The sequence below is a fragment of the Cutibacterium sp. LaCa_89 genome (genome assembly GCF_058177555.1).
The window spans coordinates 2,582,305-2,605,999 of record NZ_CP190889.1 but is presented as its reverse complement, the minus strand read 5'-3'; the positions used below and the strand labels follow the sequence as shown (position 1 = coordinate 2,605,999).

Sequence of the window (23,695 nt, the reverse complement as noted above, 5' to 3'; positions counted from 1 at the left end):
GGTTTTCGATGGGACGGGAAGAAGCCCGGTCCGTCGGCTTGGGAAGATGCCTGTGGATAACGCCGAGTCCCGATCGCAGGGTTATCCACAAATTTCACATTGGATGACTGAAACGCCCGCCCGGAAACGACAACTGAAGATATGGAACTAGTTGACATCCTTGAGGCCAGCGGTGGCGTGGCGAAAATCAGTTCGGTGGGCCGAGTTGCGCGACAGGCGCGTAAAGCCGCACGAGAAGGTTGGGTCATCAGACCCTTGCCCCGAATCGTCATGACAACGGAGGCAGTGCGGCGACCTGATGCCTGGATGCGGGCCGTCATGCTGTGGCGACCAAATGCAATCTTCACCGGGCGTGCCGCTCTCTACTTGGCGGGAATGAGAGACGTTGACGTCACGGAGATCGACGTCATAATCCCGCATGCGATGCCCCGGCTGCCAAGGAGGAGTTGGCTACGTTTTCACCGAGCCGGACGCGAGTCGATCATTGACGACCGTAATGGATTCAGGACGACTCATGCCTATACGTGCTTCTGGTTGGCACTTCGGGGGGACTGGGAAGCGGCCACGGCATCCCTTCGCGCAGGATGGGTGAGTCCTGAGGAGCTCCGAGATGCCCGACGTCGCTTGGCCCGTAAGGTGTCACCTGGAACCACCAAAGAGGTCTTGAGGCAGCTCCTCGATCGACCCTGGTCGGTAGCTGAACGGGAGCTTCATGCGCTCTTGCACGAGTATCGAGTCAACGGGTGGAGGGCGAATGAGAGGTTGTGGATCAACGGGCGCGTGCTCTTCCCCGATCTCTGGTTCAAGCACGAGAAGGTGATCGTCGAGGTTGATGGCTACACCTTTCATGGGAAGCCCCGGGATTACGAGATGACTGCTCGGCGTCATGCGCTCCTGGCGGGGGCTGGGTGGCGTGTCATCCGCGTGACACCGACGATGATCCGCGAAGCTCCGGAGCTGGTTCTTGACACCATCAGGTCAGCATTGTGGCGTCGACATCAAGGGGTGCTCGTTCCGGTGTGAGGCGCGGCTGACGGTGCTTCGGCTCGGAGTATTGGAGCGTGCCCAAGATGGGTGGTTGACGCGGGTGCGAAAACTGTCACCTCAAGAAGGGGCGGAGCAGATTCGTGTAGATCCCCTGGAGCACCGGAGACTTTTCATGCCTCACAGTGAGAATCGGCCACATGTTGAAGGCTGTCAGTCCTGAGAGAAGAGGGACGAGGCGGACAGACACGAGCCGTGGTCCTCCGAGGCGTCATGAAGGTGCATGGTTGATGATTCGTGGGTCATGGAAATGGCAGCTGAACCGCGATACATGTCGTCAAAACGACGCTCCCTGACGGGTCCTGCCGTGCCAAGGCCGCTGGGGGATTTCGTGCCTGCAGTAGTGGAGGGCTTCCGGGGAGTAGCGGAAGTCTTCGGGGGTGCCGATGGATGCGCGCCCTGCACAAGGTGAGCCGAGGATGCGTTGGGAGTTGGGAGACTCGCTGCGTCGAAACGAGGGGCAGCAACTTCGGACGGAGGGGGTTCGTAATTGTCAATCCCCAAGGATTCGGGAACGTCTTCACGTGGATCCGGGGTAGGAGACGACGAGCGCTGAGAATACGACGGTGTCGGAAGGGTCTGACGAGGGTGAGGACGTGCAGGTTCGTCGTGCTTCTCGCAGTCGTCAGAAATACCTGAGAGCGCGCTGGTCAGGGCGGTGAAGGAATCGCTGAGCAACTTGTCAGCTGAGAGGCCCGACAGCGGGTCAGTAGCTTTCGCCGATGTGTGAGGCCGCCGCTTGATGACTTTCTTCTGCCCCAAGGAGCCGGGACTCAGAATCCGCAGTTCTTGGTCATCCGAGCCAGATTCGTGTTCGTAATCACGACCGGTCTTGCGTTTTTTCTTGTCCTTCTGCGCCTGGACGATCCACATGATCACCGTCGCGAGCAGCACCAAGCCGATGATCCCATCGAAGGCGCTGTCTTTCATGACGAAAAGGAGAATGGTGAGGAAGACTATCGTCGATGAGTGCTTGCTAGCTGACGAGCCCTTGCCCGAGGTGCCCTTGCTACCGGTGGCCATGTCACGAGGATACGTGATTGGTGTCCCCGACACTCTGCCGGCGGAAATGGAAAAGGATCACCTGAAGTGACCGTGTGCCGTCCTAGCTGCGTGCGAGAACGAGACGATTCCTAGGATTACTCACATGACACACGATCCCGTGACACAACGAGCTCCTCACAAGGCCGTCATCATGGCTCGAGGCCTGGGAACCCGCATGCGCAAGGCCGCTGTGGGTGTCTCCCTCACTGCAGAGCAGGCAAGCGCCGCACAAGCGGGCGTCAAGGCAATGATCAGTCTGGATGGCCGTCCTTTCCTCGATTATGTGATTTCTTCCCTCGCAGATGCCGGGTTTGACCAATTCTGTCTGGTGATTGGTCCGGAGCATGATCTGATTCGCGATTACTACGACTCTTGCGAGAAGTCACGAGTCGAGATCACATACGCGATTCAGGAACAGCCGCTAGGTACTGCTGATGCAGTTGCAGCTGCCGAGGACTTCGCCGGTGACGACAGAGTCCTTGTTGTGAACTCGGACAATTTCTACCCCGAGGACGCTGTTGCCAGGCTTCGCGAAGTACCCGCATCTGCGACGCTCGGCTTCACGAAGCGTGCCATGATCGATCAGTCCAATATCGACCCGGAGCGTATTCGTGCCTTCGCTCTGCTGGATTCTGACGATTCTGGTCAGCTCACCGACATCATCGAGAAGCCGGCCCCCGAAGTTGTTGACGCTGCTGGGGAGACCGCCTTGGTCTCGATGAACTGTTTCCTGCTTACCCCGAGGATTTTCGAAGCCTGTCGTTCCATCGAGAAATCTGCGCGTGGTGAGTACGAGATCGTCGATGCGGTGCGGTGGATGGTCGAGCAAGGCGAGCGGTTTGCCGTTGTTCCCGTCGAAGCGGGCGTTCTTGACATGTCGAACCGTGGGGACATCGCCTCGGTGGTTGACGCGCTCGGTGGTCGCGAGGTGAAACTATGACGCGTTGGTTCGTTCCAGGGCGTATCGAGGTCCTCGGGAAGCACACCGATTACGCCGGTGGGTCGACGTTGGTGGCCGCAGTGGATCGCGGCGTGACAATTTCGGTGGAGCCAGGGGACAGGGGGCTCACGGCATCGACCGACGCAGCTCCCGGTGAGTTGTCGTTGAAGGCTGGCTACGATCCAAAATTGCCGGCAGGGCACTGGGGCAGGTACGCCCAGGCCGTACTCGATCGCCTGACGGCCAATTTTGGCGACCTGGCCCCGGCGAGGATCCGGTTGATCTCCGACCTGCCGCTTGCCAGCGGGATGAGCTCCTCGTCAGCTCTGGTCAGCGCGATTGTGCTTGGTCTGGCCGATTTCAACGGGCTGTCGGATACCACTGCTTGGCAAGACAACATCACCGATGACGTTGACCTGGCAGGATACCTGGCCTGCCACGAGAACGGCATGACCTTCAAGAACCTTGCTGGTGCCGCTGGCGTGGGAACTTTTGGCGGCTCAGAGGACCACACGGCGATGGTGTGCAGCGAGGACGGTCGACTCGGGCAATTCCGCTTCTGCCCGATCCGACTGGAGAGACGAGTCCCGTTCCCCGAGGACATGTCGTTCGTCGTCATTGTTTCTGGGGTGGCGGCTGAGAAGACCGGAGCTGCGCGGGATCTCTACAACGCAGCGTCCCTGGCGACTCGGGAGATCGTCAGTCGGTGGAATTCGAACACTGGTCGTCATGACGCGGTTATCGGCGATGTCCTTGCCGTTGACCCTGACGCCGAGAAGCTTTACGAGGTGGTGCGGGATCGAGAGGACCTCACCCGACGCCTGGATCATTTCCTCACCGAGTCCGAAAAGATCATCCCGGAGGCGTCCAAGGCGCTATCGTGTGGCGACCTCGAGGAGTTCGGTCGAATGGCCCAGGAATCTCAGCGAGCGGCCGAGGATCTTCTTGGCAACCAGGTTCCGCAGACCGCCGCCTTGGCGCGCATCGCGCATGATCTCGGAGCGGTTGGTTCAACCTCCTTTGGTGCTGGTTTTGGCGGCTCGGTGTGGGCGTTGGTTCCGTCCGCGGAGTCGAAGGAGTTCGCCGAAAAATGGATCGCCTCGTATCGCGACGAGTACCCGGAAGAAGCGTCCCAAGCGATGACTGTCGTTGCCCGTCCGGGACCCTCTGCTCGGCGCCTGGACTGAAAAGCCGGGAGTCCGCTCATCGCCATCTCGCCATCGCGCAGGGGTGGTGAGCGGATCTTCGCGACCGCGGTCGTCCTGGAACCTGAAGGCGTTTTCCAGCTTATCCTTGAACCGTGGCGGAAGAGATCGAATTTGGCACTGGCGGCTGGCGAGCGATCATCGCGGATACCTTCACTCGTTTCAATGTTGAGCGAGTCGCTCAAGCTCTATCAGACCGTATACATGACGAGAACCAACAGCAGCGCCCGGTTGTCATTGGGTACGACCAACGCTTCCTCTCCCCAGAATTCGCATGGTGGGCGGCAGAAGTGCTCGCGGCTAATGGGCTCACCGTTCGGATCATTGACCGGCCTGCTCCGACCCCGATGATCATGTGGACTGTCCGCGACCTGGACTGTGCCTATGGCATGGCGGTCACGGCCTCCCACAACCCCGCGACGTACAACGGACTCAAGGTGTTCACGGAGGGCGGTCGTGACGCCAAGGTGGAGATTACTGAACCCATCCAGCGTCGTGCCAATTCCATCGGCCCATCCGACATCAAGCGCGTACACCGCGCTGACGCCCTTCGTGACGGGCTGGTCGAGGTGCAAACCTCGATGAACTGGTACATCGACGCGATCCTCGACCATGTCGACCTCGAAGCGATTCGACACGCCCACCTCAAGGTTGTCCTCGACCCGATGTTCGGAGTCTCTCGCACCTGCCTCCAGACCATCCTCATGACGGCTCGTTGCGACGTCGACACCATTCACGAGCGCCGCGACACCCTCTTTGGCGGGCGTCTCCCTTCCCCGAACTCCAAGACCCTGCAGGCGTTGACCCAGGAGGTCGTCGAGCGGGGAGCCGACATCGGCATCGCCACCGATGGTGACGCTGACCGACTCGGTATCATTGATGATCAGGGACATTTCCTGCACCCCAACCAGATCTTGGTCCTGCTGTACACCTACCTGTTGGAGGACAAGGGCTGGAAGGGCGGGTGCGTGCGCAACCTCGCGACGACACACCTGCTCGATCGCGTTGCCGAGGCCCACGGGCAGACGTGCTACGAAGTTCCGGTCGGTTTCAAGTGGGTGTCGTCCAAGATGGCTGAGACCGGCGCTGTGATCGGCGGTGAGTCCTCGGGAGGTTTGACCGTCAAGGGACACATTGCGGGCAAGGACGGCGTCTACGCGGGCACCCTGCTGGTGGAAATGATCGCCAAACGGGGCAAGAAGCTCTCCCAGATCTACGCTGACATCGAGGAGCGTTACGGTCGCCTCGAGATGGTGGAGGACGACTTCTCCTTCGCGTCCGAGGACAAGGAGGCGCTCAAGAAGCGCATCTACGAGGAGAAGGATCTTCCCGACTTTGGCCTCGAGATTGACCACATCAGCGACATGGACGGAGTCAAGGTGTACTTCGCCAACGGTGGGTGGATCATTGTTCGCTTCTCCGGTACCGAGCCCCTGCTACGAGTGTTCTGCGAGATGCCGGACGCTGAGATGGCCCGTGCGTGCATCGACGAGGTCGTTGAGCACTATCAATTCGAGTGACGGGGTGGCCCTGCTTACGCCAAGGGGCTGGGCCCGGCGACCCGGGCAGTTGGCCTGGTGATGGGTTTTCCCCGCTTGGTGTGTGGTTGCGACAGAGGCGTGACGTGACCACACACCAAGCGGGGATTTTGCCCGGTATTGGGCTCGGGGGCAGGGGGCACGACGCGCGGATGAGGTGAGGATGTGCCTTGTTGCTATCCACGCAGCCCAGTGACGATTAGCCCATCATTCCCCGGTCCAATGACGATCCACCCGCGTCGAAATGTCACAGGTGATCTCGTAACTGATGGTTCCGAGCTGCTCGGCCATGTCGTCGGCGGTCAAGACCTCGTCTTCCTGGGTTCCAATGAGAACTACCTCATCACCCACGGTGGCAGTTGAATCAGGGCCGAGATCGACCATGAACTGATCCATGCACACCCGACCGACGATGGGGTGAACAGCGCCTCCGATGAGCACGCGCCCCTTGTTCGACAACGCCCTGGATAGCCCATCGGCGTATCCGACAGGCACGGTGGCGATTTTTGTCGTCTCGCCTGCGGTCCAAGTTCGTCCGTAGCCAATAGTGTCGCCTGGATTGACAGTTTTGACGAAGGTGACGTGACTCACCCAGGACAAAGCAGGGTGCAGTTCGGCGCGATCAGCGTGCGGGTCGGGGTCGTATCCGTAACCGACGATGCCTGCGCGCACCATCGACGTTCGTCCCAGGTCATGTCCAAGGATGGCGCCGGAGTTGGCAAGGTGCACCAATGGGAAGGGTCCGCGCTCCGCCTCGATCCGGGATACAGCATCCATGAAGGTGCTTATCTCGCGTCGTGTGAAGTCCTCTCCCTCGGGGACGTCACTGATGGGCAGGTGAGTGAATACTCCCTCGACCTCGACGTTCTCGGCACGATCCGCGGCGGCCGTGAGTTCGCCAAGTTGTTCCGGCCGCAACCCAATACGCCCCATACCGCTATCGACGGCAATGTGGATCTTGACGGTGACTCCCCGTTTCCCGGCGGCAGAGTTCACTGCATCCAGGGTGTCGAAATCCACCACCGTGAGGCGCATGCCGGATTCGATAGCAGCATCGAGGTCCCAGGGGTCAACGGGGGAGAGCTTGAGGATGGGGAGTGTGATGTTGGCTTCCACCAGCTCTTGGCCTTCCGCGACAGTGGCGACGGCAAGCCAGTCAGCGCAGTGATGTTTTTCGACATAGCGGGAGACTTCGACGGCACCGTGCCCATAAGCATCGGCCTTGACGGCGAAAAGGATCTTCCGGCCACCAGCCCGTTTCCTGACGACGGCGAGGTTCGCAGCGATGGCAGACAGATCAACAATGGCGTGTGAGGGCGACGGGCATCTTGACATGTGTCATAACTCCTTTGAGCTGTCAGAAATTGCGATGCGGTCAACGGATAGGGGAGGGCGGCGCCGGCACGCATGACGGAATGATGGAACTGGCCACGTCCGCGTGGCTGGCGGACGGCCCCATTCCGGGCACTTCATTGCGGGCCGGTTGCATCAGTTGTCATCGTGCCTCACACTCGGGTCCAATTCCCTACCAGCCAAGATTTGGTGCGGTCCGGATAGAACGTGCTGGTCATCATCGTCGCTCGACTGTCCCTCTCTAATCGGTATCGTCGGTCCCCGCGTCGTCGCGGATGGCGTCGTGGCGGTCGAAGAACCAGCCGATTCCGAGAATGAGGAACCAGAGAGGCGTGAGTGCGAGAGCATGGGCGGTGTCAGGTTCCTGGGCCAGCAACACGAGGGTGAAGACGAAAAACGCCAGGATCGCCCAGCACATGCCGCGCCCACCAGGCATGGGGTACTTCGACGTTGAATGGGCGTCCGGAGCAATCTTTCGGTACTTCATGTAGCTGATGACGATCATGCTCCAGACAAAGATGAACAGCACTGAGGAAATTGTCGTCACAAGAGTGAAAGCCTCGATGAAGGATTCTGACGCCGCCAGCAAAAGCGCTGTGCTGAGAACCAGGACGGTGACGACGAGCCCCCATCGCGGGACGCCATTTTTACTGAGGCGCCCAAACTGTCTCGGAGCCATCCTCTTATGCGCGAGGCCAAAGAGCATCCGTGAAATGGAGTAGATCCCGGAGTTCGATGACGATGCAGCGGACGTGAGTACGACGAAATTCATCACGCTGGCGGCCCCAGTGAATCCGACGAGTCCCAAAACCTGTACGAACGGGGATAAATCCGGGCGGACCTCGTTCCACGGCACGGCTGTCATGATCGCGGCCAGAGCGCCGATGTAGAAGATGAGGATTCGTGCCGGAACAGCACTGATGGCTCGGGGAAGCGTATTTTCAGGGTCTTGGGTCTCGGCTGCGGTTGTGCCGATGAGTTCAATCCCTACGAATGCGAAGGCCGCCATCTGGAATCCAGCGAAGAACCCACTCCATCCATTTGGCATGAATCCACCGTGATCCCACATGTTGGTGAATGATGCGGCGCCCCCAGAGAGGGACTTGAATCCAATGATTGCCAGCACGATGGCAAGAATGATAAGTGAGATAATCGCGATGATCTTAATTAGTGCGAACCAGAACTCCAGTTCACCGAACATTTTAACAGTGAGGAGATTCAAACAGAGAAGTAGGAAGAGTGTCGCAGCTGCTAGTAAAGTAGCAAGGCTATGGTTTTTGATCCAGAAATCCCAGTAAGTGGTGATTCCAATGAGTTCGGCCATTCCAGTGACAATCCAACAGAGCCAGTAGGTCCATCCCAGGAAGAATCCTGCCCAAGGGCCGATCAGATCGGCTGTGAAATCCTGGAAGCTCTTGTAATCGAGGTTGTACATGAGCAACTCGCCCATGGCTCGCATGACGAAGTAGAGCATGGTCCCGATGATGAGGTAGGACACGATGATGCTTGGTCCGGCAGCGTGGATGGCTTTCCCGGATCCGAGGAACAGGCCGGTCCCGATGGCGCCACCGATCGCGATCAGCTGGATGTGACGGTTGTTCAGATTGCGGTGGAGGTGCACCTCGCCGTGCTCCTCGGAATGTGATGAATCCGCAGCCAGGGAAGCCTCACTCATTGGCATTTGAGGGCGCCGCGAAGTGTCTGGATTTTCGCCGAAACCAGTCATGTGTCGCCTCCGTGAAATGGACGTCAGAGTCGCGCGGTGAGGGTGAATCGACGGTGTCTCAACCTTCCACGATGAAATTTGTTTGCAGCATAGCACCGGCCGGTCGACCCCTGGTGATCGTCATTTAAAGGATGGCCAAATAGTCGTGGTTGGAGTACGAGTGCCATGCTCGTCGATTTCTAATCATTATGGTGATCCATCCGCCAATGAGATGGCTATCAACCCATATCAACAACCATTGACCCCGTCAGGACAACTGCCGTGTCTGTGTGGTCAAGAACCTCGATCGAGGCTGGCTGCTTCCAGGGAGCATCTCTGATTCGCGAGGCGTGTCTGCTCCGCGGACCAGAAGTCGATGACGGCCAGCGCAACCCCTCCTTGCGCTGCGTGCTGTGGCGGTAGACGAGGTACATCGAACCGATGAAGACGAACCAGATCGGCGTGATGAGCACCGCGATTCGCGTCGTCGGATCCAAGGCGAGGATGACGAGGCTGATCGCGAAAAATGTCAGCACGACCCAGCACATCGGGACGCCGCCAGGCATCTTGTACACCGACTCCTCGTGCAGGTCGGGGCTCTTGTGGCGGTACACGATGCAACAGACGACGATGAGGGACCAGCTGAACAGGAACAGCAGAGCGGCAACAGTCGTCACGAGGGCGAAAGCCTGCATGATCGAGTCTGAGGTGTACAGGAAGATGATGCCGCAAAGCAGCAGCAGGCAGGATGCGGCAAGCGCGTTGCGCGGGACGTTGTTGCCCGACAGTTTTCGGAACCTTGACGGAGCCTGACCATCGAGAGCCAAGCCGTACATCATCCGCGATGTGGAGTACAGCTCCGAATTGTCCGACGATGCCGCGGCGGTGAGCAGGACGAAATTCATCACGCTGGCAGCAGCTCCGAAACCGGCCAAGCCAAACAGCGACACGAACGGGCTGACACCAGGCACCACCTTGCGCCAGGGGATGACGGTGGTGATGGCTAACAGGGCGAGCACGTAGAACAGGGCCAACCGCACAGGAATGGCGTTGATCGCCTTGGGAAGGGTAGTGCAGGGGTCCTTCATCTCGGCGGCGGCGGTGCCCACGAGCTCGATGCCGACAAAGGCGAAGAAGGCAATCTGGAATCCGCCGAGGAATCCCATCACTCCGTTGGGGAAGAAGCCACCGTCGTTCCAGAGGTTCGCAATCGTGGCTGGGTCCCCGTCCGGGGACACGAAGCGGGTGGCCACGAGCACAATGGCGACGACCACCAGCGCACCGACAGCGATGAGTTTGATGAGCGCGAACCAGATCTCGGCCTCGCCGAAGAACTGCACGGCAATGATGGGACGGTGGCCAGGGCAGTCGCTGGCAGCCATTTCGGGATGTTTGGCCACCAGTACTGCGCGTAGGCGGTGATGGCCGCGAGGTCTCCCATGGCGGCGACGATCCACGAGAACCAATACGTCCACCCGGCGATGAAACCTCCGGCAGGCCCCAACAGGTCCTCAGCGATGTCACGGAAGGACTTGTCGTGGAGGTTTGAGAGCAGCATCTCGCCGAAGGCACGCATCATGAAGTACATGAAGAAGCCGATCAGCGCGTAGATGAGGGCACTGGATGGGCCGGCAAGGTGAATGGTGCTGCTGGAGCCCATGAACATTCCGGTGCCAATGGCCCCACCCAGGGCGATGAGTTGCAGATGCCGGTTGGTCAGGCCGCGCTGCAGTTCCCGCTCTTCAGCAGGGTCGATCTACTTGAGGGTCGCTGATGCATTCTTCATCGGTCTGGTTAGATTGCTGCGGCGGGATGCGCCGCCGGATTGCGTTTCTCGTGCACTCATGGGGAACTCCTTTGTCCACTGAGCGTGATAACGGACGCCTCACAGGCGATGGGGAGTAGCTGCTTCCTTCCAGACAGCAGAGGAGGTGGCGGTGGCAAGTAAGCCCGCGTAGGTCGGACGGAACCTCACTTCGGTCCCGATCTCAACCGGGCTGGCAGAATCGGTCACGTCGACGATGAGGTGATCCGAGCTGGCCCCAAGCACGATGTGCCCAGGATCAATGGGCGTTAGATCAGACGGGTTGACGTCCTGACGCCCGAGATTGCAGATGGCGCGCAGCCGAACGCCGCGGTCGGTGAAAGTGACGTGCTGGCCGAAAGCGTCCTCGCCGGTGCGGCCGAGCGGGATTGACGGTTTCCGCTCGAGTTCGATGATCTCGGAGACCACATCGATGGTGTCCTGGCAAGTCCCTGGCCACGGGGACCGGTCCAAGGTGTTACGCCCCAGGATGATGGCCTCACCAATACGTAGATTGTTGATTTCCGACGGCATGTCCCCGCTCATCATGAGGGGGAGGTTGGCCGAGTTCCCGCCGGAGATGAGGCCGAGTTCCAGACCAGTCGCCTCTCGAGCGAGGTCGCGGAGCTGGACCAGGCGGGTCATGTTCTCGGCACTTGGCTGGACTCCGCCATAGCAGGCGAGGTTGGTGCCAACTCCCCTGACGTCGATCCCGGGCAGTTTGGCCGCTGCAGACACCACTTCGACGAGATGGTCGGGCCAGACGCCTTCTCGCAGGTCACCAACGTCGACCATGATGATCACCCCGTGGCGGGTTCCCGCTCGGACGGCGGCGTCCGACAATGCGGTCATCGTGATGAGCGACGAGTTGAGAGAAATGTCGGCGAGCTGGACGGCGGCGTCAATGTCGTGACGTCCCGGGGCTCGCAGCAACAGAGTTGGCAGGGAGGTTCCGGTTTCAGCGATGCGGCGCAGGTTCTGCAACCGGGAATCGGCGAGCATCGTGATACCGGTATCGTCCAGAGCCCGCAAGAGGGCTGGGTGGGCGTGCAAGACCTTGGTGACGGCAGCAACCTGAATGCCGTGGTCGGCGCACTGGTGCACGATTGCTCGTGCGTTGTCGTGAATCCGGTCGGCGAAAATCTCCAACCGGGGTGTGGGGCCGTTCATGATGTGCTTTCCATCCCATGTGAGATGTCGTTTTTCGTCACGTCGGGCGAGGGGACGTCTCCGTTGACGCCTGGCCCCTCGTCACCCGGCAGTTCTGTGTTGTCAGTGATGGCGTCGATCCAGGCTGCGAAGCTTTGACGGACCTCGTCGCGGTAGCACTGGGCCACCGTTCCGAGGGCAGAGAACCGATAGTCGCGGTCGATGACGATGGTGGCCTCGGGGCTCGGCAGCAGTTGGGCTCCAGCTCCGGTGCAGATACGACGGAGGATGTCCGCACCACCAGGAATTCGCGTCAGAGCACCGCCGGTTCCCACCACCCAACGCACGGCACTGAGGTCCTTGCCACGCACCACCTGGGTCTTACCAGTGGGAGTGAATATTTCAGTCACGGTACCGGCGTGGCGACCCACCCCGATTTCAACGGCCTCCTTAGCCAGCCATCGGGTGACTTCCGCTTCGCGTTCATCACTGGGAATGGCACTCAACCATTCCAGACGCTCCTCGTCCTCGCCCTCGTCAGTCATGGCAGCGACCCGCCGGGCGTTGACGAAAACTCCCAGGTCCCCCTCGACGGTCCGCTTGGTACGCGGCTCCGGATCGATGACTCGGGCAGTCCACTCCGAGGACCCGTCCGTGACACTGTGGACGTCAGTGGTGGCACCACCGACATCGACCACCACGGCGTCCCCGACCGCGTCGGCGAAGAGCTCGGTGGCGAGAAGTACCGCTCCCGGGGTCGGCAGGATCTCGTGTCTGGTCATTTTGGCCAGCCCCTGCATCCCCGGTGCTGCGGTGATGTGGTCATTGAAGACGTCGTGGATGACGGCTCGCACCGGTTCGACGCGCAAAACATCGACATCAGGGAAGACATTGTCAACGCATGTCAGCGGCTGGCCTGCCTCGGTAAAAATGTCCTGGATCCGTCTCCGGACTCGAGAGTTCCCGGCGTAAATCACCGGCACCCCCAACCTGGCAGAGGCGATGATCCTCGCGTTCTCGACCACGGTCCGTTTCTCCCCGTCGTCGACTCCGCCGGCCAGCAGGATGATGTTGGGGTTGTTCTCCTGCAGATCCTCGAGATCGAACTCGTCGATCGCCCCGACGGTGGTCATCGTGACGATGGCCCCGGCACCCAGGGCTGCCTCGCGGGCAGCCCTGGCCGTCATGGACTTGGTCAGACCGTGGACGCTCATGCGCAACCCACCGGCCGCCGAGGAGTTCACGAAGACCTCCCCGGCGTCCAGCGGTAGGTCACACCGCTCACTCATCTGGGCGATCGCAGCGTCCGCGCCAATACGCACGTCGCCGGCGGCCACTGAGGTGGGGGCGAAGCCCTGACCGATGTGGTGCAACAACCCGGACTCCAGCTTGAAGGCGTTGGCCTTGGTGATGGTGGAGCCGATCTCCAGAGTCGTGAGCACGGTCATTTTTGTCAGGCCTCCTCGCGGGCCCGCATGGTGCGGACGATGGCGTCGAGGACGTCGATGCCCTTGGTGCCGCGTCCGAAGGTGGCATCGAGACCAGTCTCGGCAGCCATCTCTCGGCTCACCTGGGTACCGCCGGCGACGAGCACGACCTTGTCGCGAATGCCGTTCTCGGTGGCCAGATCAGCCAGCTTGCGCATCATCGTGCGATGGATGTCGTTGTGGCTGATGATGGTCGAGATGAGGATCGCGTCGGCGCCGCTCTCGATGGCCGCGTCAACCATCTTCTCCACCGGTACAGAAGTCCCGAGGTAGCGGTACTTCACGCCATATTTCTCGATGCCGCCGTGCTTGATGTCGAGAATCTCGCGCAGACCGACGCTGTGTTCGTCCTCGCCGACGGTGCCGGCAACCACCGACAACTCGTGGTCGGTGACGTACTGACGCAGTTCGTCGGAAGGAAGCAGCTCGATCTTCTCGGGATCGTCAGCTTGGACGGGTCGACGTCGACGTGGGTTGCCTGGCCCTTGACCTCGACGAAGCATCCCTCGGCCGGGTGCAGCACCTGCAGGTTGCACACCTGCGGGTCGTTAATGCCCATCTTGCGCGCCATCTCGACAGCTGCCTCACGGGCGATGTCCTCCGAGGCGGTGATGTTCATCTGCACCAGGACAACGCCGTCGCCAGCCCACTCGGCCTCCGGACGCAGTGCCGTGCCGTCGCGGAACGGACGGGTCCGGGCCAGACGGGTGGCAGCGGAGTCGTTCGGGTCGAGCTCGTCGATGTAGACGATCTTCTCGGGCTTGCACAGGGTGCAGCCGTCGATGAGGTCACACGGCTTGTCGAGCCCCTCGGGCAGGTTGTTGTTGCCGAAATGGTCGCAGACCGGGGCGAGGTAGTCGGGGTCACGCTCGACGACGGTTCCCTCGGCGATACCGCCTTGGCCGTCACGGGCGATGCCGTCATGGTTGCGCTCCGGGAATTCTGCCGAGTCGACGAAGAACCCATCCTCCACGGCGGCGAAGTACCCACCGACGTGCAACATTTCGGTGAGGAACCCGATGGCCCTCTCTTTGAGGTCGCGGACCATGGCGCCCAGCGGCCCCTCACGGTTGATGGTGACCATGTCCTTGATGCCGTCCAGGGCGGCCCAGGTCTGCTTGACCGTCTGGACACCACGGATGGAGTTGTGGTGCCAGGGCAGGTTGCGACCCTCGTCAGGGGTGATGGTGCTCTGGATGTCCGCGCTCGTCAGCATCGAGATGAGGGTGTCGATGGTGTGGGTGCGGATGGCTTCGGCGAGGTCGGACTCGATGTACCGGGTGTTTTGTTGGGCGCGCATCTTGTACTCGCTGAACAGATCACGCAGGGCCACCGCGTACGGCAGGTCGTACCAGAGCTTCGGGGCCGGGGGAGCGCTCGGCGGGACCGTCGACAGACCGATGAGATCCTTCGGCATACCCACCAACACCGAGAATATGCAGTTGAGACCGTGCTGGACCATCAGCTCGGGCATGACCTTCCAGCCATGGCGAGCGGTGGCATTGGCGTTGTGGGCGCCGTCGATCTGGAAGATCTGGGCTCCCGCCATCACCTTCTTGGCCTCACCGGCGTCGACGTAGCTGCGGTAGGCGTTGATGTTGCGGTACAGCAGGTTGTACTGCGGGTCCTGGTGAGCACCGTTGACTCCCTCCTCGGCGAAGAGAACGGCCACCTCAGGGCCGGCCACTCCGGAGACGTAGGAGTGGAAGTTGATGGGGCGTCCCACCTCGTCCTCAATGAGGTCGCAGGCCTTGCGGCTGGCGCGCAGCTGCTTGCGGGTGATCGGGACGCCGCCAATGCCTTCCGGGGTGCCCTCGAGGAGCCCGTCGATGTGGCTCTGTCCGGTGGTGCGGATGACCATGATGTGGTCGGCACCGTTCCAGGCGGCCATCCTCATGCGGCGCAGGTCATCCTCGAAATGTCCGGAGGCGATCTCGGAGGTGACGACTGGGGCCGGCTGGGGATCGATGTTCTCGAAGTACTCCGCGGCGGGCAGGGGCATGCTCTGCTTCAGCGGGGTGGACATGTTCCGGTAGTGGAAGTCGCCCATGTCGACTCCCTCCTCCGGGACGTTGCGCCAGGTCCATCCCTTGCGACGGGGGTGATAGTGCTCGAGGTCGCTGAGGATTTCCTCGACGTCAAGTTTGGTGTTCGGGCCGAGGGACTCCTGCTCGGGGCGGGGCTCAGTGGGCTCCGTCGACTCGACAGGCGGAACAGTGGACTCACGCGGCGGGTCCATGGGGTCGAGCTGCTCGCGTTCCTGAGCGTGCTTGTGGTGGAGGCACGGGTCTTGGATGGTCATGCCGGGACTCCTTCCTCGGATTCCGTCGGTGCCATTGCCGGGGGCGGTGGGCTGCCGTCGAACAGTCCGTCGAGGGCCTTGGGGTCCTCGGCGATGCGGGTGGCGGCGTCGCGCAGGTCCATGCCGTCACGACGGGACAGTCGCAGTACGGCGTGGGTCGTCACGGAGTCGATCCCCATGCGCAGCAGGACGGACCGTTCGATCGACGGCGTGGTGTGGGTGCGGGCGAGGTCGACGACCGGGGTCATGACCTGCTCGCACAGCTGCCAGAAGCGTTCCTTGAGAGCAGCGTCATCGAGGTCGGCGAGCTCGGCACGCAGGGCCTCGTAGCGTTCGACGCGCTCCTGATCCGGGTCGGACATCATGCTCCTTCCTTGGCCAGATCAGCGCCGATCTGGCGGACGGCATCGGTGGTGGTGTTGGTTTCGTCGGCCAGGAATTCCAGCTCGGCGTCTCCCCACTTGTCGGGGGGCATCACCTGGCTGGCATGGCGCAGGTAGCTGCGACGCAGCTTGTCGAGGTCGAGGGCACGGGTGCCGACTTGGTCGAGGCGTTCCGGAATGACGATGGCCTTGCCGGGGATGTTGCCGGCAGGGTCGCCACGACGGACCTCGATACCGCGCGAGCGGGCGAAGGACAGCTGGCTGTTGTGGTGCTTTCCGGCGCCGGTGTACTCGGTCTCCTGAACGACGACGATCTGGTCGCGATCCATCTGGCGAGCCATGGCGACCGCGGCCGTCAGGCTGGTGTTTCCGGCCGGGCCCCGCTCCAGACCTTCGATCTTCGTCAGGAGCTCGGTCATGTAGAAGACCTCGCCCTGGGAGACCAGATGGTAGCCATTCATGTACCGCAGCGGACGAGCGGCGTTGCGTGGGACGTCAACGCGGTCGGGCCAGGTGGCGAACGGCACGCCGAAACCGGTGTGGCCGGTGGTGAACGACTTGTTGTTGAAGTCGTGGTCGGAGGCCATGTGCAATCCGGTGAGATCCACCGAGACGGCGACGACCTTGGTCTCGTCACAGCCCACCTTGCGCAGGCCGCGGGCAGTTCCGGTGATGTTGCCGCCACCGGCATTGGTGACCACGACAGCGTCGGGCTGGCGTCCGTAACGCTGCTGTACCTCGTGACCGATCTCGGCGCCGAGGGTCTCGATGCCCGCGATTCCGTAGGGCGTGTAGAGGCTGGCGTTGAAGTAGCCGGTGTCCTCCAGGGTACGCAGCAGGACGTGGAAAAGCTCCGGCCCGACCGTCAGCTTGATCACTTCGGCGCCGTAGGCCTCACAGGCCCGGGACTTCTCGACGATCTCCGGCTGGCCCACGTGGTGGGAGTCGTAGATCTCCTGGATGACGATGCAGGCCAGTCCGCGCTGAGCGGCCTGGGAGGCGACGGCGGCACCGTAGTTTCCGCTGGTGGCCGTAACCATGCCGGCAAATCCCTTGACCTCCGCCTCGTGGGCGCTCAGGGATGCACGACGAGCCTTGAAGCTGCCGGACGCATTGGCGGCCTCGTCCTTGAGGAGGATCCGAGCTCCCTTGCCAGGTCGGGCGATCTCGCGGACGGCCTCGGTCAGACGGTGCAGCTCGTACAGCGGGGTGTGACCCACCTTGGTCTCGGCCTGGATGCGAGCGACGTCGTCGAGGTCGTAGCCGGTGGAGGACATCAGGGCGTCGTAGTCGAAGGCCAGGTCACCGCGCTGGAAGCTGTCGTAGTCCAGAGACAGGGCACGCCGCATGATTTCGCTGCGGCGAGCCATGACGTCGTCATAGGAGTTGCTCATGACTGGTCCTCCTTCCCGTGGGACGTGATGGATTCGTGCATGGTGCCGATCGACAACAGCTCGGGCACGGTGTGGCCGAAGCTGTGGCTGTAGCTGGGATTGACGCGGTCGAGGACACCGGTGTGATGCCGTCCGATGATCGAGGTGATGGTGGCCTCGTCGCCGATGTGCGCCTCCTCGTCGAGGAATCCACTGATCCACTGCACGAGGGGAGTGGCGGCGGTGTCAGCCGGCACGGCGGCGGCGCGTTCGGAAGGCTGCAGGATGATGGTGCGAACCTTCACCCAGGTGCCCTCGGGGACCGGGCCGTCCGCCTGCGGGGTGGTGTTGGGAGTCTCTGCCATGATGACCTCGCTCAGCGACGCTCGTAGGCCGACGGTCCCATGAGGGCGCACGGCGAGGGCAGGTCGATGATGCGCTTGAGGCCGGGGGTGGCGGCGGCGATGCGTGGGATGGTGTTGACGCAGATACCCGCGGTGGCCTTGCCGCCAGCGATCTCCGGTCCGGTCGACATCGAGATGTCCGGGACGCCGGTGATGGTGATGAAGTCGCCGGTCTCCTGTCCCTCGGCCTCCGGGGCGACCTGCTGCGGATGGATGAGTCGGATGACCTCCTGGCCCCCGCGACGGCCGACTGCCGTGTGGTTGCACCCGGCGACCTGACCCGGCTCGACGGTGCGGTCGCGGGCAGGACGGGCAACCTTGGCGATGATGGGCTCGATGTTCTGCTCGACCGAGTCGACCCCGAGGCCGAGGGCGTCGCTGAGGAGTCGGATGGATTCCGGGAAGCCGACGTGGCCGACGATGGAGCCGTCGGCGACTCCGGCCCTGAACTCTTCGGGGGTGGTGCCGACGCCCTGGGTGCGAAGCACGGTCTCGCCGTAGGGGGCGAGGTCGTTGACGCGGCGGGCCTCTATGTGGGTGACCTCCTGGCTGCCGGAGCACAGGGCGACGACGAGGTGGTCGAGGACGAATCCGGGGTTGACGCCAACACCAACAGCTGAGACGCCGTGCGACTTGGCGAGTTCGTCGAGTTCCTTGGCCATCTCGGGGTTCTGGGCCTCGGGGCAGGACATCTCTTCGGCGATGCTGACGACGTTGATTCCGGCAGTGATGATGGTGCGAAGGTCAGCAATCTGGTCGCGTACCCACGAGGTGGTGGCGATCGTGACGACGTCGACCTTGCCGGAGTCGAGGATGGTGGAGGGATCGGTCGTGATATAGACTCCGAGGGAATCGATGCCGAGTACTTCGCCGACATCCTTACCGTCCAGGGCCGGGTTGACGTCGATGGCCCCGACAAGATCCAGTCCATCCTTGGACGCGATGAGTTTGGCCATTCCTTGGCCCATAGCTCCCAGACCCCACTGGACGACTCGGATGGGATTGGTGGCGGTCATTGTGGTTCCTCCTGACGACGATGTCTGGTGCTGAAGCGAGCCGACTTCTTTACTGGTCACTGTCTGGCACCGTGCATGCACTGTGCTGGCGGCATTTCTGCAGTCGAAGGGGGCCTGCCCTGGCCTGCGTTCGTGCAGGTCGACGGTTCTTCGTTGATCCGTCCGGGCTCTACTTTGTCACTAGACGTTTGTGCAATATCCCGTACTCCAGATGTGCGCAGAACTGGGAGGGTGGCCACACATTATTCCAATCGAGGTGAGAAACTTTTGGAGATCCTCCCAACGGCGGCGAAGGAGACACATGTACGAAGAGCTGGACCGGCGGCTTGTCAATGTCCTGCAAATCGACCCGCGTGCCACCTGGGCCAAGGTGGGCAAGGTCCTGGGTGTGTCACCAACGACCGTTGCCCACCGTTGGCAGCGTCTCGTCGATGACGGAGTCGCCTGGATAACCGCTTGTCCGAACCTCAATCAGCAGATGACGGCCATCGTCGAGGTTGACTGTCACACCGAGAGCCTGCCCCAGGTCATCAAGACTTTGTGCGCGAATCCGATGATCGTCAGCGTCGACGAGACGACAGGGGATCGTGATCTGTTGCTCACCGTGGTGGCACCCGATCTCCCCACTCTCTCCGACATGGTCATCGATTGGATCGGTGGACTGCGCGGTGTCCATGGGTCACGTAGCGCGCTGGTGACGTCGGTGGTCATCGGGTCGGACACCTGGCACATCAATGCCCTCAACAAGTCGGAGAAAATCCTCGCCAGGGGCCCGCAGTCGGGGGAGCTGTGGATGCTGCCACCAGACGATCTGGATCGTGAGCTGGCCCAGTTGCTTGCGGCTGATGGACGTGCCAGTGCGACCTTCCTGGCCAGGACCCTGGACATTCCGGCCAGCACCCTGCATCGCCGGTTGCAAAAACTGCTCACCAACCGGAAGATCCAGCTCAGATGTGACGTCTCCCCGGAGCTGGGCGGGTGGAATTTGGAGTGCACCTGGACGGCCACCATCCCCCTCAATCACAAGACGAGAGTGCTGGAGTTGCTGCGTCAGCAACCGGCGCTGCGGTCGTGCATGTGGATCACTGGCAACAATAATTTGCGGGTGAACTTCCGGGTGGAGCGCCAGAACGGGATCGGCATGATCGAGTCGGCGATCGCGGAGGTGATACCAGGTCTTGCTCCGGCTGAAACCATCGTCTACATGCGTAGTCACAAGTCGATGGGATGGATTCTGGGCCGTACCGGCCGTGCCACCGGGGAGTTCATCTGCCCTCCGCTGATCGGGGATCACGAGAGAGGCGATCACTAACAGTGCCAGCTCCGGATGAACGGATCTCGAGGTTTGCCGGACGCTTTTGAAAGAGTCAAAGGATCGCCTTGCTGACTGTTGGGTTGAGCCGTGCAAGTGCTTACTCTCTAGGTGTTACCCACAGCTGGTTGACCCTCGGCTCGTGTGCGATCGTGTCGCGCGTCTCACTAGTGTGGGTGGCTAAACCACGCGTCTGAACAGAATCAAGGTGGCCAGGATCGAGCCACTCGCCAAGATCTTTTTCGGTGAGGAAGACTGGCATTCTGTCATGCATCTGCTCGGAGGCATCGCGGGAAAGCGCGGCGATGATCACCATCGCCGTTTCGGATCCGTTGGCGATTTTTCGCGTCGGGGCGGTAGCTGCAGCACTTGAGACCCCAGACCCGTGTGTGCAATGGGGATTTTGTCACCGCGCTTCTCGATCCACCCGAAGTCACCAGTCATGGGAGCGACACACCACTGGGAGACCGTGACCTCACGGAAATTTCATTCATGTGACGGTCTCGAACCGAGCGCTGATGGGATGTGGCCCGGGTTCATTCGCCCAACCGGGCCGAAAGCCCCACCTCACTGGAGAACGGACTCGCGAGTTGCCCCGGTGAAGAGCCGGGGCGACCCCTCTGATGGAGCGATGAAGTACCTCGGGCACCATGACACCGTGAGATTGCCGTGGTAGAAGTCTGCGATTTCGTCGCCGTCCATGCTGAGGCTGAACCGTCCACAGATGCGGACCACATGCACGGTCAGACTTGGTGCTCGTCATTCTGCATGTGGTGGAGCTCCTCGAGGGCACGGACTCGCTCGGCGTCGAAGTCGATACGAGTGTGATTAGCGCGAGTAGAAGCCAAAAGGCGATACAGCACCATCATAAATATCACCCAGATAGGAGCAGCAATGAGGGCCTGACGAGAGTCTTCCGAAAAACCCAACATGATGAGAATGGTAATGAAGAAGATGATGCCGACCCACGACATGACGCGGCCGGCGGGCATCTTGAAGGCTGATTCGGCATGGCGTTCGGGATGTTTGCGTAAATACTTGAGGTAACAGACCAAGATGAGTCCCCACACCGACAGGTAGAGCACTGATGAGACGCCTGCCACGAGGGAGAACGCATCCATGACCGAATCTTCAAGGGTCACGAGGATGATGGCCGGCGAGATGCATATCGCCGTGAGGATGAGAGCGTTGCGAGGAATATGGCGGCTGGACAACTTGGCGAAGATTGGCGGGGCATCTTTCTCGCGTGCCAGTCCGTAGAGGATACGAGATGTTGAGAAGACCCCCGAGTTTGCCGAGGATGCCGCTGAAGTGAGTACCACGAAGTTAACGATGTGGAAGGCGATGAGAATCCCAATAAAGCTAAACATTTCGACGAAAGGGCTTGCCTGTGGGTTGATGAGATCCCATGGCTGTACTGCCATGATGACGCCGAGGGCTAACACGTAGAAGATAAGGATACGAGCCGGAATCGAATTGATGGCCTTGGGAAGATTGTGTTCGGGGTCGGCCGTCTCAGCTGCCGCAGTTCCCGCCATTTCAATACCTTGGAAAGAGAAGATGGCGATCTGAAAACCGGCTATGAAACCCATGAACCCAGTGGGGAAGAACCCGCCGCGGTCCCACAAGTGAGAAAATGACGCGGCTGGTGCTCCGCTGCGGGGTGGCTGGAATCCGGTGATCGCAAGATAGCAGCCGACTAGGATCAACGCGATGATAGTGACGATCTTAATCATCGCAAACCAAAATTCCATCTCGCCAAAGAGTTTTACTGCGACCATGTTAAGACAGGTCAGTAGTAAGACGATACATGTGGCTGGTATCCATTTGTCGAGATTAGGGAACCAGGCAGCCAGATATCCACATATTGCGATCGTGTCGGCGTTACCTATGACTACCCAGCACATCCAGTATGTCCACCCCATGTAGAACCCGGCTCCGGGGCCAATGAGGTCTGTTGCAAAATCGGCAAAGGACTTGTAAGCCAGGTTTGACAGCAATAGTTCTCCCATCGCCCTCATGACGAAGAAGAGCACTACTCCGATGATGAGGTAGACCAGCAAGATGGACGGCCCTGCAAGGGAGATGGTCTTTCCGGATCCCAGAAAGAGGCCTGTTCCAATGGCGCCACCGATGGCAATGAGCTGGAGGTGCCGGTTCTTGAGGCCGCGCTGAAGTTGGGGCTCTCCATCAGTTGGCTCTCCAGCTTGAGCTGTCGCCTGGGCGGCGTTATCTATGTGACTCATCTACGCACTCCCGGTATCGACGGTGCTCTCCGCCAGCATCGTTGCTGAACAGAGAATTGTGCTTATTCTAGAAGCCATGCAGGTCAACCGGGACCGTTAGTCGATAAAGAAATTTTCAGATGTGACAGATGCCACATGGACTCAAGAACATCATGCGATGCTGATGAGGTTACTAAGGCAATGCCATAAGAAGACGCGTATGATCGATTATGGATCGGCACCGATGCTGATCCCCCGAGGATCCTCTCGGCGATGACTGCAAAGGAGCAGAAGGTATGCGTGTTGGTATCCCCACAGAGATCAAGAACAATGAGTTCCGCGTAGCCATTACGCCCGCGGGCGTCCATTCGTTGGCGAGTCATGGGCATGAGGTGTTGGTGCAGGCTGGCGCAGGCTTGGGTTCGGGGATCCCGGACGACGAGTACGAAGACGCCGGCGCAAAGGTCATCGACGACGTCGACAAGGTGTGGGACGACGCTGAGCTCATCCTGAAAGTGAAGGAGCCCATCGAGGACGAGTATCACCGTATGCATGAGGGGTTGACCCTCTTCACCTACCTGCATCTGGCTGCGGATCGTCCGCTCACCGAGGAGCTCTTGAAGCGCAAGGTCACCTCGATCGCCTACGAGACCGTCGAGATGGACGATCACTCCCTGCCGTTGCTGTCCCCGATGTCGGAAATTGCCGGCCGACTCGCAGCCCAGGTTGGTGCGAACTGTCTCATGCAACCTGCCGGCGGAAATGGCGTGCTCATCGGCGGTGGCTCCGGTGTCCGCAACGGTCGAGTGACGGTGCTCGGCGGTGGCGTCGCCGGATTCTGCGCTGCTCGCGTTGCTGACGGCATGGGCGCCGACGTCACCATTTATGACGTCAACGTCGCCCGCATGCGCTACATCGACGAGGTGACGGGCGGACGTATCCGCACCAAGTTCTCCAGCCCGCTGGCCGTCAAGGAAGCCTGCAAGGAGTCGGATCTGGTCATCGGATCCGTGCTGGTCCCTGGCGCTCGTACCCCGCACCTGGTCGACAACGAGACCGTCTCGCAGATGATGCCGGGCTCGGTGCTCGTCGACATCGCCATCGACCAGGGCGGCTGCTTCGAGGATTCCCACCCGACGACCCATGCCAAGCCGACCTTCAAGGTCCACGACTCGGTGTTCTACTGCGTCGCCAACATGCCGGGTGCTGTCCCGCACACCTCGACCTACGCACTGACCAACGCCACCATGCGTTACGCGCTCCTCATCGCCGAGGAAGGTTGGAAGGATGCCTGCAAGAAGCGCAAGGAGCTGGCTCGTGGCCTGACGACTCACGACGGCAGGCTCTACACCGCTGGCGTAGGAAAAGCTCTTGACATGGACGTCTCCTGCATCTCCGAACTTCTCTGAGG

17 protein-coding genes and 2 pseudogenes are annotated in these 23,695 nt (G+C 61.0%); 6 read left to right on the top strand and 13 right to left on the bottom strand.

What is annotated here, in order from left to right; translation table 11 throughout:
* The first annotated feature begins 141 nt into the window (after window positions 1-141).
* A complete protein-coding gene (locus ACP8LP_RS11975) occupies window positions 142-1,023 on the top strand; it encodes an endonuclease domain-containing protein (RefSeq protein ID WP_016666516.1) in 882 nt (293 codons plus the stop codon).
* A 174-nt stretch (window positions 1,024-1,197) separates the two neighbouring features.
* On the opposite strand, the gene ACP8LP_RS11970 is transcribed toward ACP8LP_RS11975, so the two are convergent.
* The gene (locus ACP8LP_RS11970; protein ID WP_334353327.1) at window positions 1,198-2,067 is read right to left on the bottom strand and encodes a hypothetical protein; all 870 of its coding nucleotides are present in this window, start codon (window positions 2,065-2,067) and stop codon (window positions 1,198-1,200) included.
* A 124-nt stretch (window positions 2,068-2,191) separates the two neighbouring features.
* Here ACP8LP_RS11970 and ACP8LP_RS11965 point away from each other — a divergent pair, with 124 nt between their 5' ends.
* From ACP8LP_RS11965 to ACP8LP_RS11955, 3 genes are all read left to right on the top strand, one after another.
* Window positions 2,192-3,028, top strand: coding sequence for a nucleotidyltransferase family protein (locus tag ACP8LP_RS11965; RefSeq protein ID WP_016666513.1), 837 nt, complete (start codon window positions 2,192-2,194; stop codon window positions 3,026-3,028).
* Window positions 3,025-4,215 carry a galactokinase family protein gene (locus tag ACP8LP_RS11960; RefSeq protein WP_063279416.1) on the top strand — a complete coding sequence of 397 codons (1,191 nt, stop codon included), beginning with the start codon at window positions 3,025-3,027 and terminating at the stop codon, window positions 4,213-4,215. Before ACP8LP_RS11965 ends, ACP8LP_RS11960 begins: the two co-directional genes overlap by 4 nt.
* Window positions 4,216-4,328: 113 nt before the next feature.
* Window positions 4,329-5,753, top strand: coding sequence for a phosphoglucomutase/phosphomannomutase family protein (locus ACP8LP_RS11955; protein WP_063279417.1), 1,425 nt, complete (start codon window positions 4,329-4,331; stop codon window positions 5,751-5,753).
* A gap of 225 nt (window positions 5,754-5,978) precedes the next feature.
* Here the strand turns inward: ACP8LP_RS11955 and alr are convergent, their stop codons facing one another.
* From alr to ord, 10 genes and pseudogenes are all read right to left on the bottom strand, one after another.
* Complete coding sequence (gene alr / locus ACP8LP_RS11950; RefSeq protein WP_063279418.1) at window positions 5,979-7,106, bottom strand: alanine racemase; 1,128 nt, start codon at window positions 7,104-7,106, stop codon at window positions 5,979-5,981.
* Window positions 7,107-7,365: 259 nt separating this feature from the next.
* Window positions 7,366-8,850, bottom strand: a complete 1,485-nt coding sequence (locus ACP8LP_RS11945) for an amino acid permease (RefSeq protein WP_434285510.1) — start codon at window positions 8,848-8,850, stop codon at window positions 7,366-7,368.
* Window positions 8,851-9,215: 365 nt separating this feature from the next.
* Window positions 9,216-10,585: pseudogene (locus ACP8LP_RS11940) on the bottom strand (amino acid permease); the annotation flags it as partial.
* Between the two features lie 129 nt (window positions 10,586-10,714).
* Window positions 10,715-11,803, bottom strand: coding sequence for an alanine/ornithine racemase family PLP-dependent enzyme (locus ACP8LP_RS11935; protein WP_063279420.1), 1,089 nt, complete (start codon window positions 11,801-11,803; stop codon window positions 10,715-10,717).
* The gene (locus tag ACP8LP_RS11930; protein ID WP_016666506.1) at window positions 11,800-13,230 is read right to left on the bottom strand and encodes a glutamate mutase L; all 1,431 of its coding nucleotides are present in this window, start codon (window positions 13,228-13,230) and stop codon (window positions 11,800-11,802) included. The genes ACP8LP_RS11935 and ACP8LP_RS11930 overlap by 4 nt, the downstream gene beginning before the upstream one ends.
* A 5-nt stretch (window positions 13,231-13,235) precedes the next feature.
* Window positions 13,236-15,571 (bottom strand): annotated as a pseudogene (oraE, locus tag ACP8LP_RS11925) (D-ornithine 4,5-aminomutase subunit OraE).
* On the bottom strand, window positions 15,568-15,936 hold the full coding sequence (gene oraS, locus ACP8LP_RS11920) for a D-ornithine 4,5-aminomutase subunit OraS (protein ID WP_036975574.1): 369 nt from the start codon (window positions 15,934-15,936) through the stop codon (window positions 15,568-15,570). The pseudogene oraE and the gene oraS overlap by 4 nt, the downstream one beginning before the upstream one ends.
* Entirely contained in the window at window positions 15,933-17,348 is a 1,416-nt protein-coding gene (gene ortB, locus ACP8LP_RS11915) for a 2-amino-4-oxopentanoate thiolase subunit OrtB (RefSeq protein ID WP_484483185.1), read from the bottom strand. Before ortB ends, oraS begins: the two co-directional genes overlap by 4 nt.
* Window positions 17,345-17,692 carry a 2-amino-4-oxopentanoate thiolase subunit OrtA gene (gene ortA, locus ACP8LP_RS11910; protein ID WP_484483184.1) on the bottom strand — a complete coding sequence of 116 codons (348 nt, stop codon included), beginning with the start codon at window positions 17,690-17,692 and terminating at the stop codon, window positions 17,345-17,347. The genes ortB and ortA overlap by 4 nt, the downstream gene beginning before the upstream one ends.
* A gap of 11 nt (window positions 17,693-17,703) precedes the next feature.
* The gene (gene ord, locus ACP8LP_RS11905) at window positions 17,704-18,747 is read right to left on the bottom strand and encodes a 2,4-diaminopentanoate dehydrogenase (protein ID WP_016666501.1); all 1,044 of its coding nucleotides are present in this window, start codon (window positions 18,745-18,747) and stop codon (window positions 17,704-17,706) included.
* A gap of 301 nt (window positions 18,748-19,048) precedes the next feature.
* Here ord and ACP8LP_RS11900 point away from each other — a divergent pair, with 301 nt between their 5' ends.
* The gene (locus tag ACP8LP_RS11900) at window positions 19,049-20,059 is read left to right on the top strand and encodes an Lrp/AsnC family transcriptional regulator (RefSeq protein WP_484483183.1); all 1,011 of its coding nucleotides are present in this window, start codon (window positions 19,049-19,051) and stop codon (window positions 20,057-20,059) included.
* A gap of 100 nt (window positions 20,060-20,159) precedes the next feature.
* Here ACP8LP_RS11900 and ACP8LP_RS11895 read toward each other — a convergent pair whose 3' ends face one another.
* Together ACP8LP_RS11895 and ACP8LP_RS11890 are read right to left on the bottom strand one after the other, a co-directional pair.
* Window positions 20,160-20,333, bottom strand: coding sequence for a hypothetical protein (locus ACP8LP_RS11895; protein WP_279187110.1), 174 nt, complete (start codon window positions 20,331-20,333; stop codon window positions 20,160-20,162).
* A 469-nt stretch (window positions 20,334-20,802) separates the two neighbouring features.
* On the bottom strand, window positions 20,803-22,305 hold the full coding sequence (locus tag ACP8LP_RS11890) for an amino acid permease (protein ID WP_279187106.1): 1,503 nt from the start codon (window positions 22,303-22,305) through the stop codon (window positions 20,803-20,805).
* A 275-nt stretch (window positions 22,306-22,580) separates the two neighbouring features.
* Here ACP8LP_RS11890 and ald point away from each other — a divergent pair, with 275 nt between their 5' ends.
* Complete coding sequence (ald, locus tag ACP8LP_RS11885) at window positions 22,581-23,693, top strand: alanine dehydrogenase (protein WP_063279429.1); 1,113 nt, start codon at window positions 22,581-22,583, stop codon at window positions 23,691-23,693.
* Window positions 23,694-23,695 lie beyond the last annotated feature (2 nt).

Bases quoted from the DNA above. Each gene is read 5' to 3' on its own strand.
- ACP8LP_RS11975 (WP_016666516.1), top strand. From the start codon at position 142: ATGGAACTAGTTGACATCCTTGAGGCCAGCGGTGGCGTGGCGAAAATC.
- ACP8LP_RS11960 (WP_063279416.1), top strand. From the start codon at position 3,025: ATGACGCGTTGGTTCGTTCCAGGGCGTATCGAGGTCCTCGGGAAGCAC.
- alr (WP_063279418.1), bottom strand. From the start codon at position 7,106: ATGTCAAGATGCCCGTCGCCCTCACACGCCATTGTTGATCTGTCTGCC.
- ACP8LP_RS11970 (WP_334353327.1), bottom strand. From the start codon at position 2,067: ATGGCCACCGGTAGCAAGGGCACCTCGGGCAAGGGCTCGTCAGCTAGC.
- ACP8LP_RS11945 (WP_434285510.1), bottom strand. From the start codon at position 8,850: ATGACTGGTTTCGGCGAAAATCCAGACACTTCGCGGCGCCCTCAAATG.
- ortB (WP_484483185.1), bottom strand. From the start codon at position 17,348: ATGAGCAACTCCTATGACGACGTCATGGCTCGCCGCAGCGAAATCATG.
- ACP8LP_RS11965 (WP_016666513.1), top strand. From the start codon at position 2,192: ATGACACACGATCCCGTGACACAACGAGCTCCTCACAAGGCCGTCATC.
- ACP8LP_RS11895 (WP_279187110.1), bottom strand. From the start codon at position 20,333: ATGCATGACAGAATGCCAGTCTTCCTCACCGAAAAAGATCTTGGCGAG.
- ACP8LP_RS11900 (WP_484483183.1), top strand. From the start codon at position 19,049: ATGTACGAAGAGCTGGACCGGCGGCTTGTCAATGTCCTGCAAATCGAC.
- ald (WP_063279429.1), top strand. From the start codon at position 22,581: ATGCGTGTTGGTATCCCCACAGAGATCAAGAACAATGAGTTCCGCGTA.
- ord (WP_016666501.1), bottom strand. From the start codon at position 18,747: ATGACCGCCACCAATCCCATCCGAGTCGTCCAGTGGGGTCTGGGAGCT.
- ACP8LP_RS11890 (WP_279187106.1), bottom strand. From the start codon at position 22,305: ATGAGTCACATAGATAACGCCGCCCAGGCGACAGCTCAAGCTGGAGAG.
- ortA (WP_484483184.1), bottom strand. From the start codon at position 17,692: ATGGCAGAGACTCCCAACACCACCCCGCAGGCGGACGGCCCGGTCCCC.
- oraS (WP_036975574.1), bottom strand. From the start codon at position 15,936: ATGATGTCCGACCCGGATCAGGAGCGCGTCGAACGCTACGAGGCCCTG.
- ACP8LP_RS11930 (WP_016666506.1), bottom strand. From the start codon at position 13,230: ATGACCGTGCTCACGACTCTGGAGATCGGCTCCACCATCACCAAGGCC.
- ACP8LP_RS11935 (WP_063279420.1), bottom strand. From the start codon at position 11,803: ATGAACGGCCCCACACCCCGGTTGGAGATTTTCGCCGACCGGATTCAC.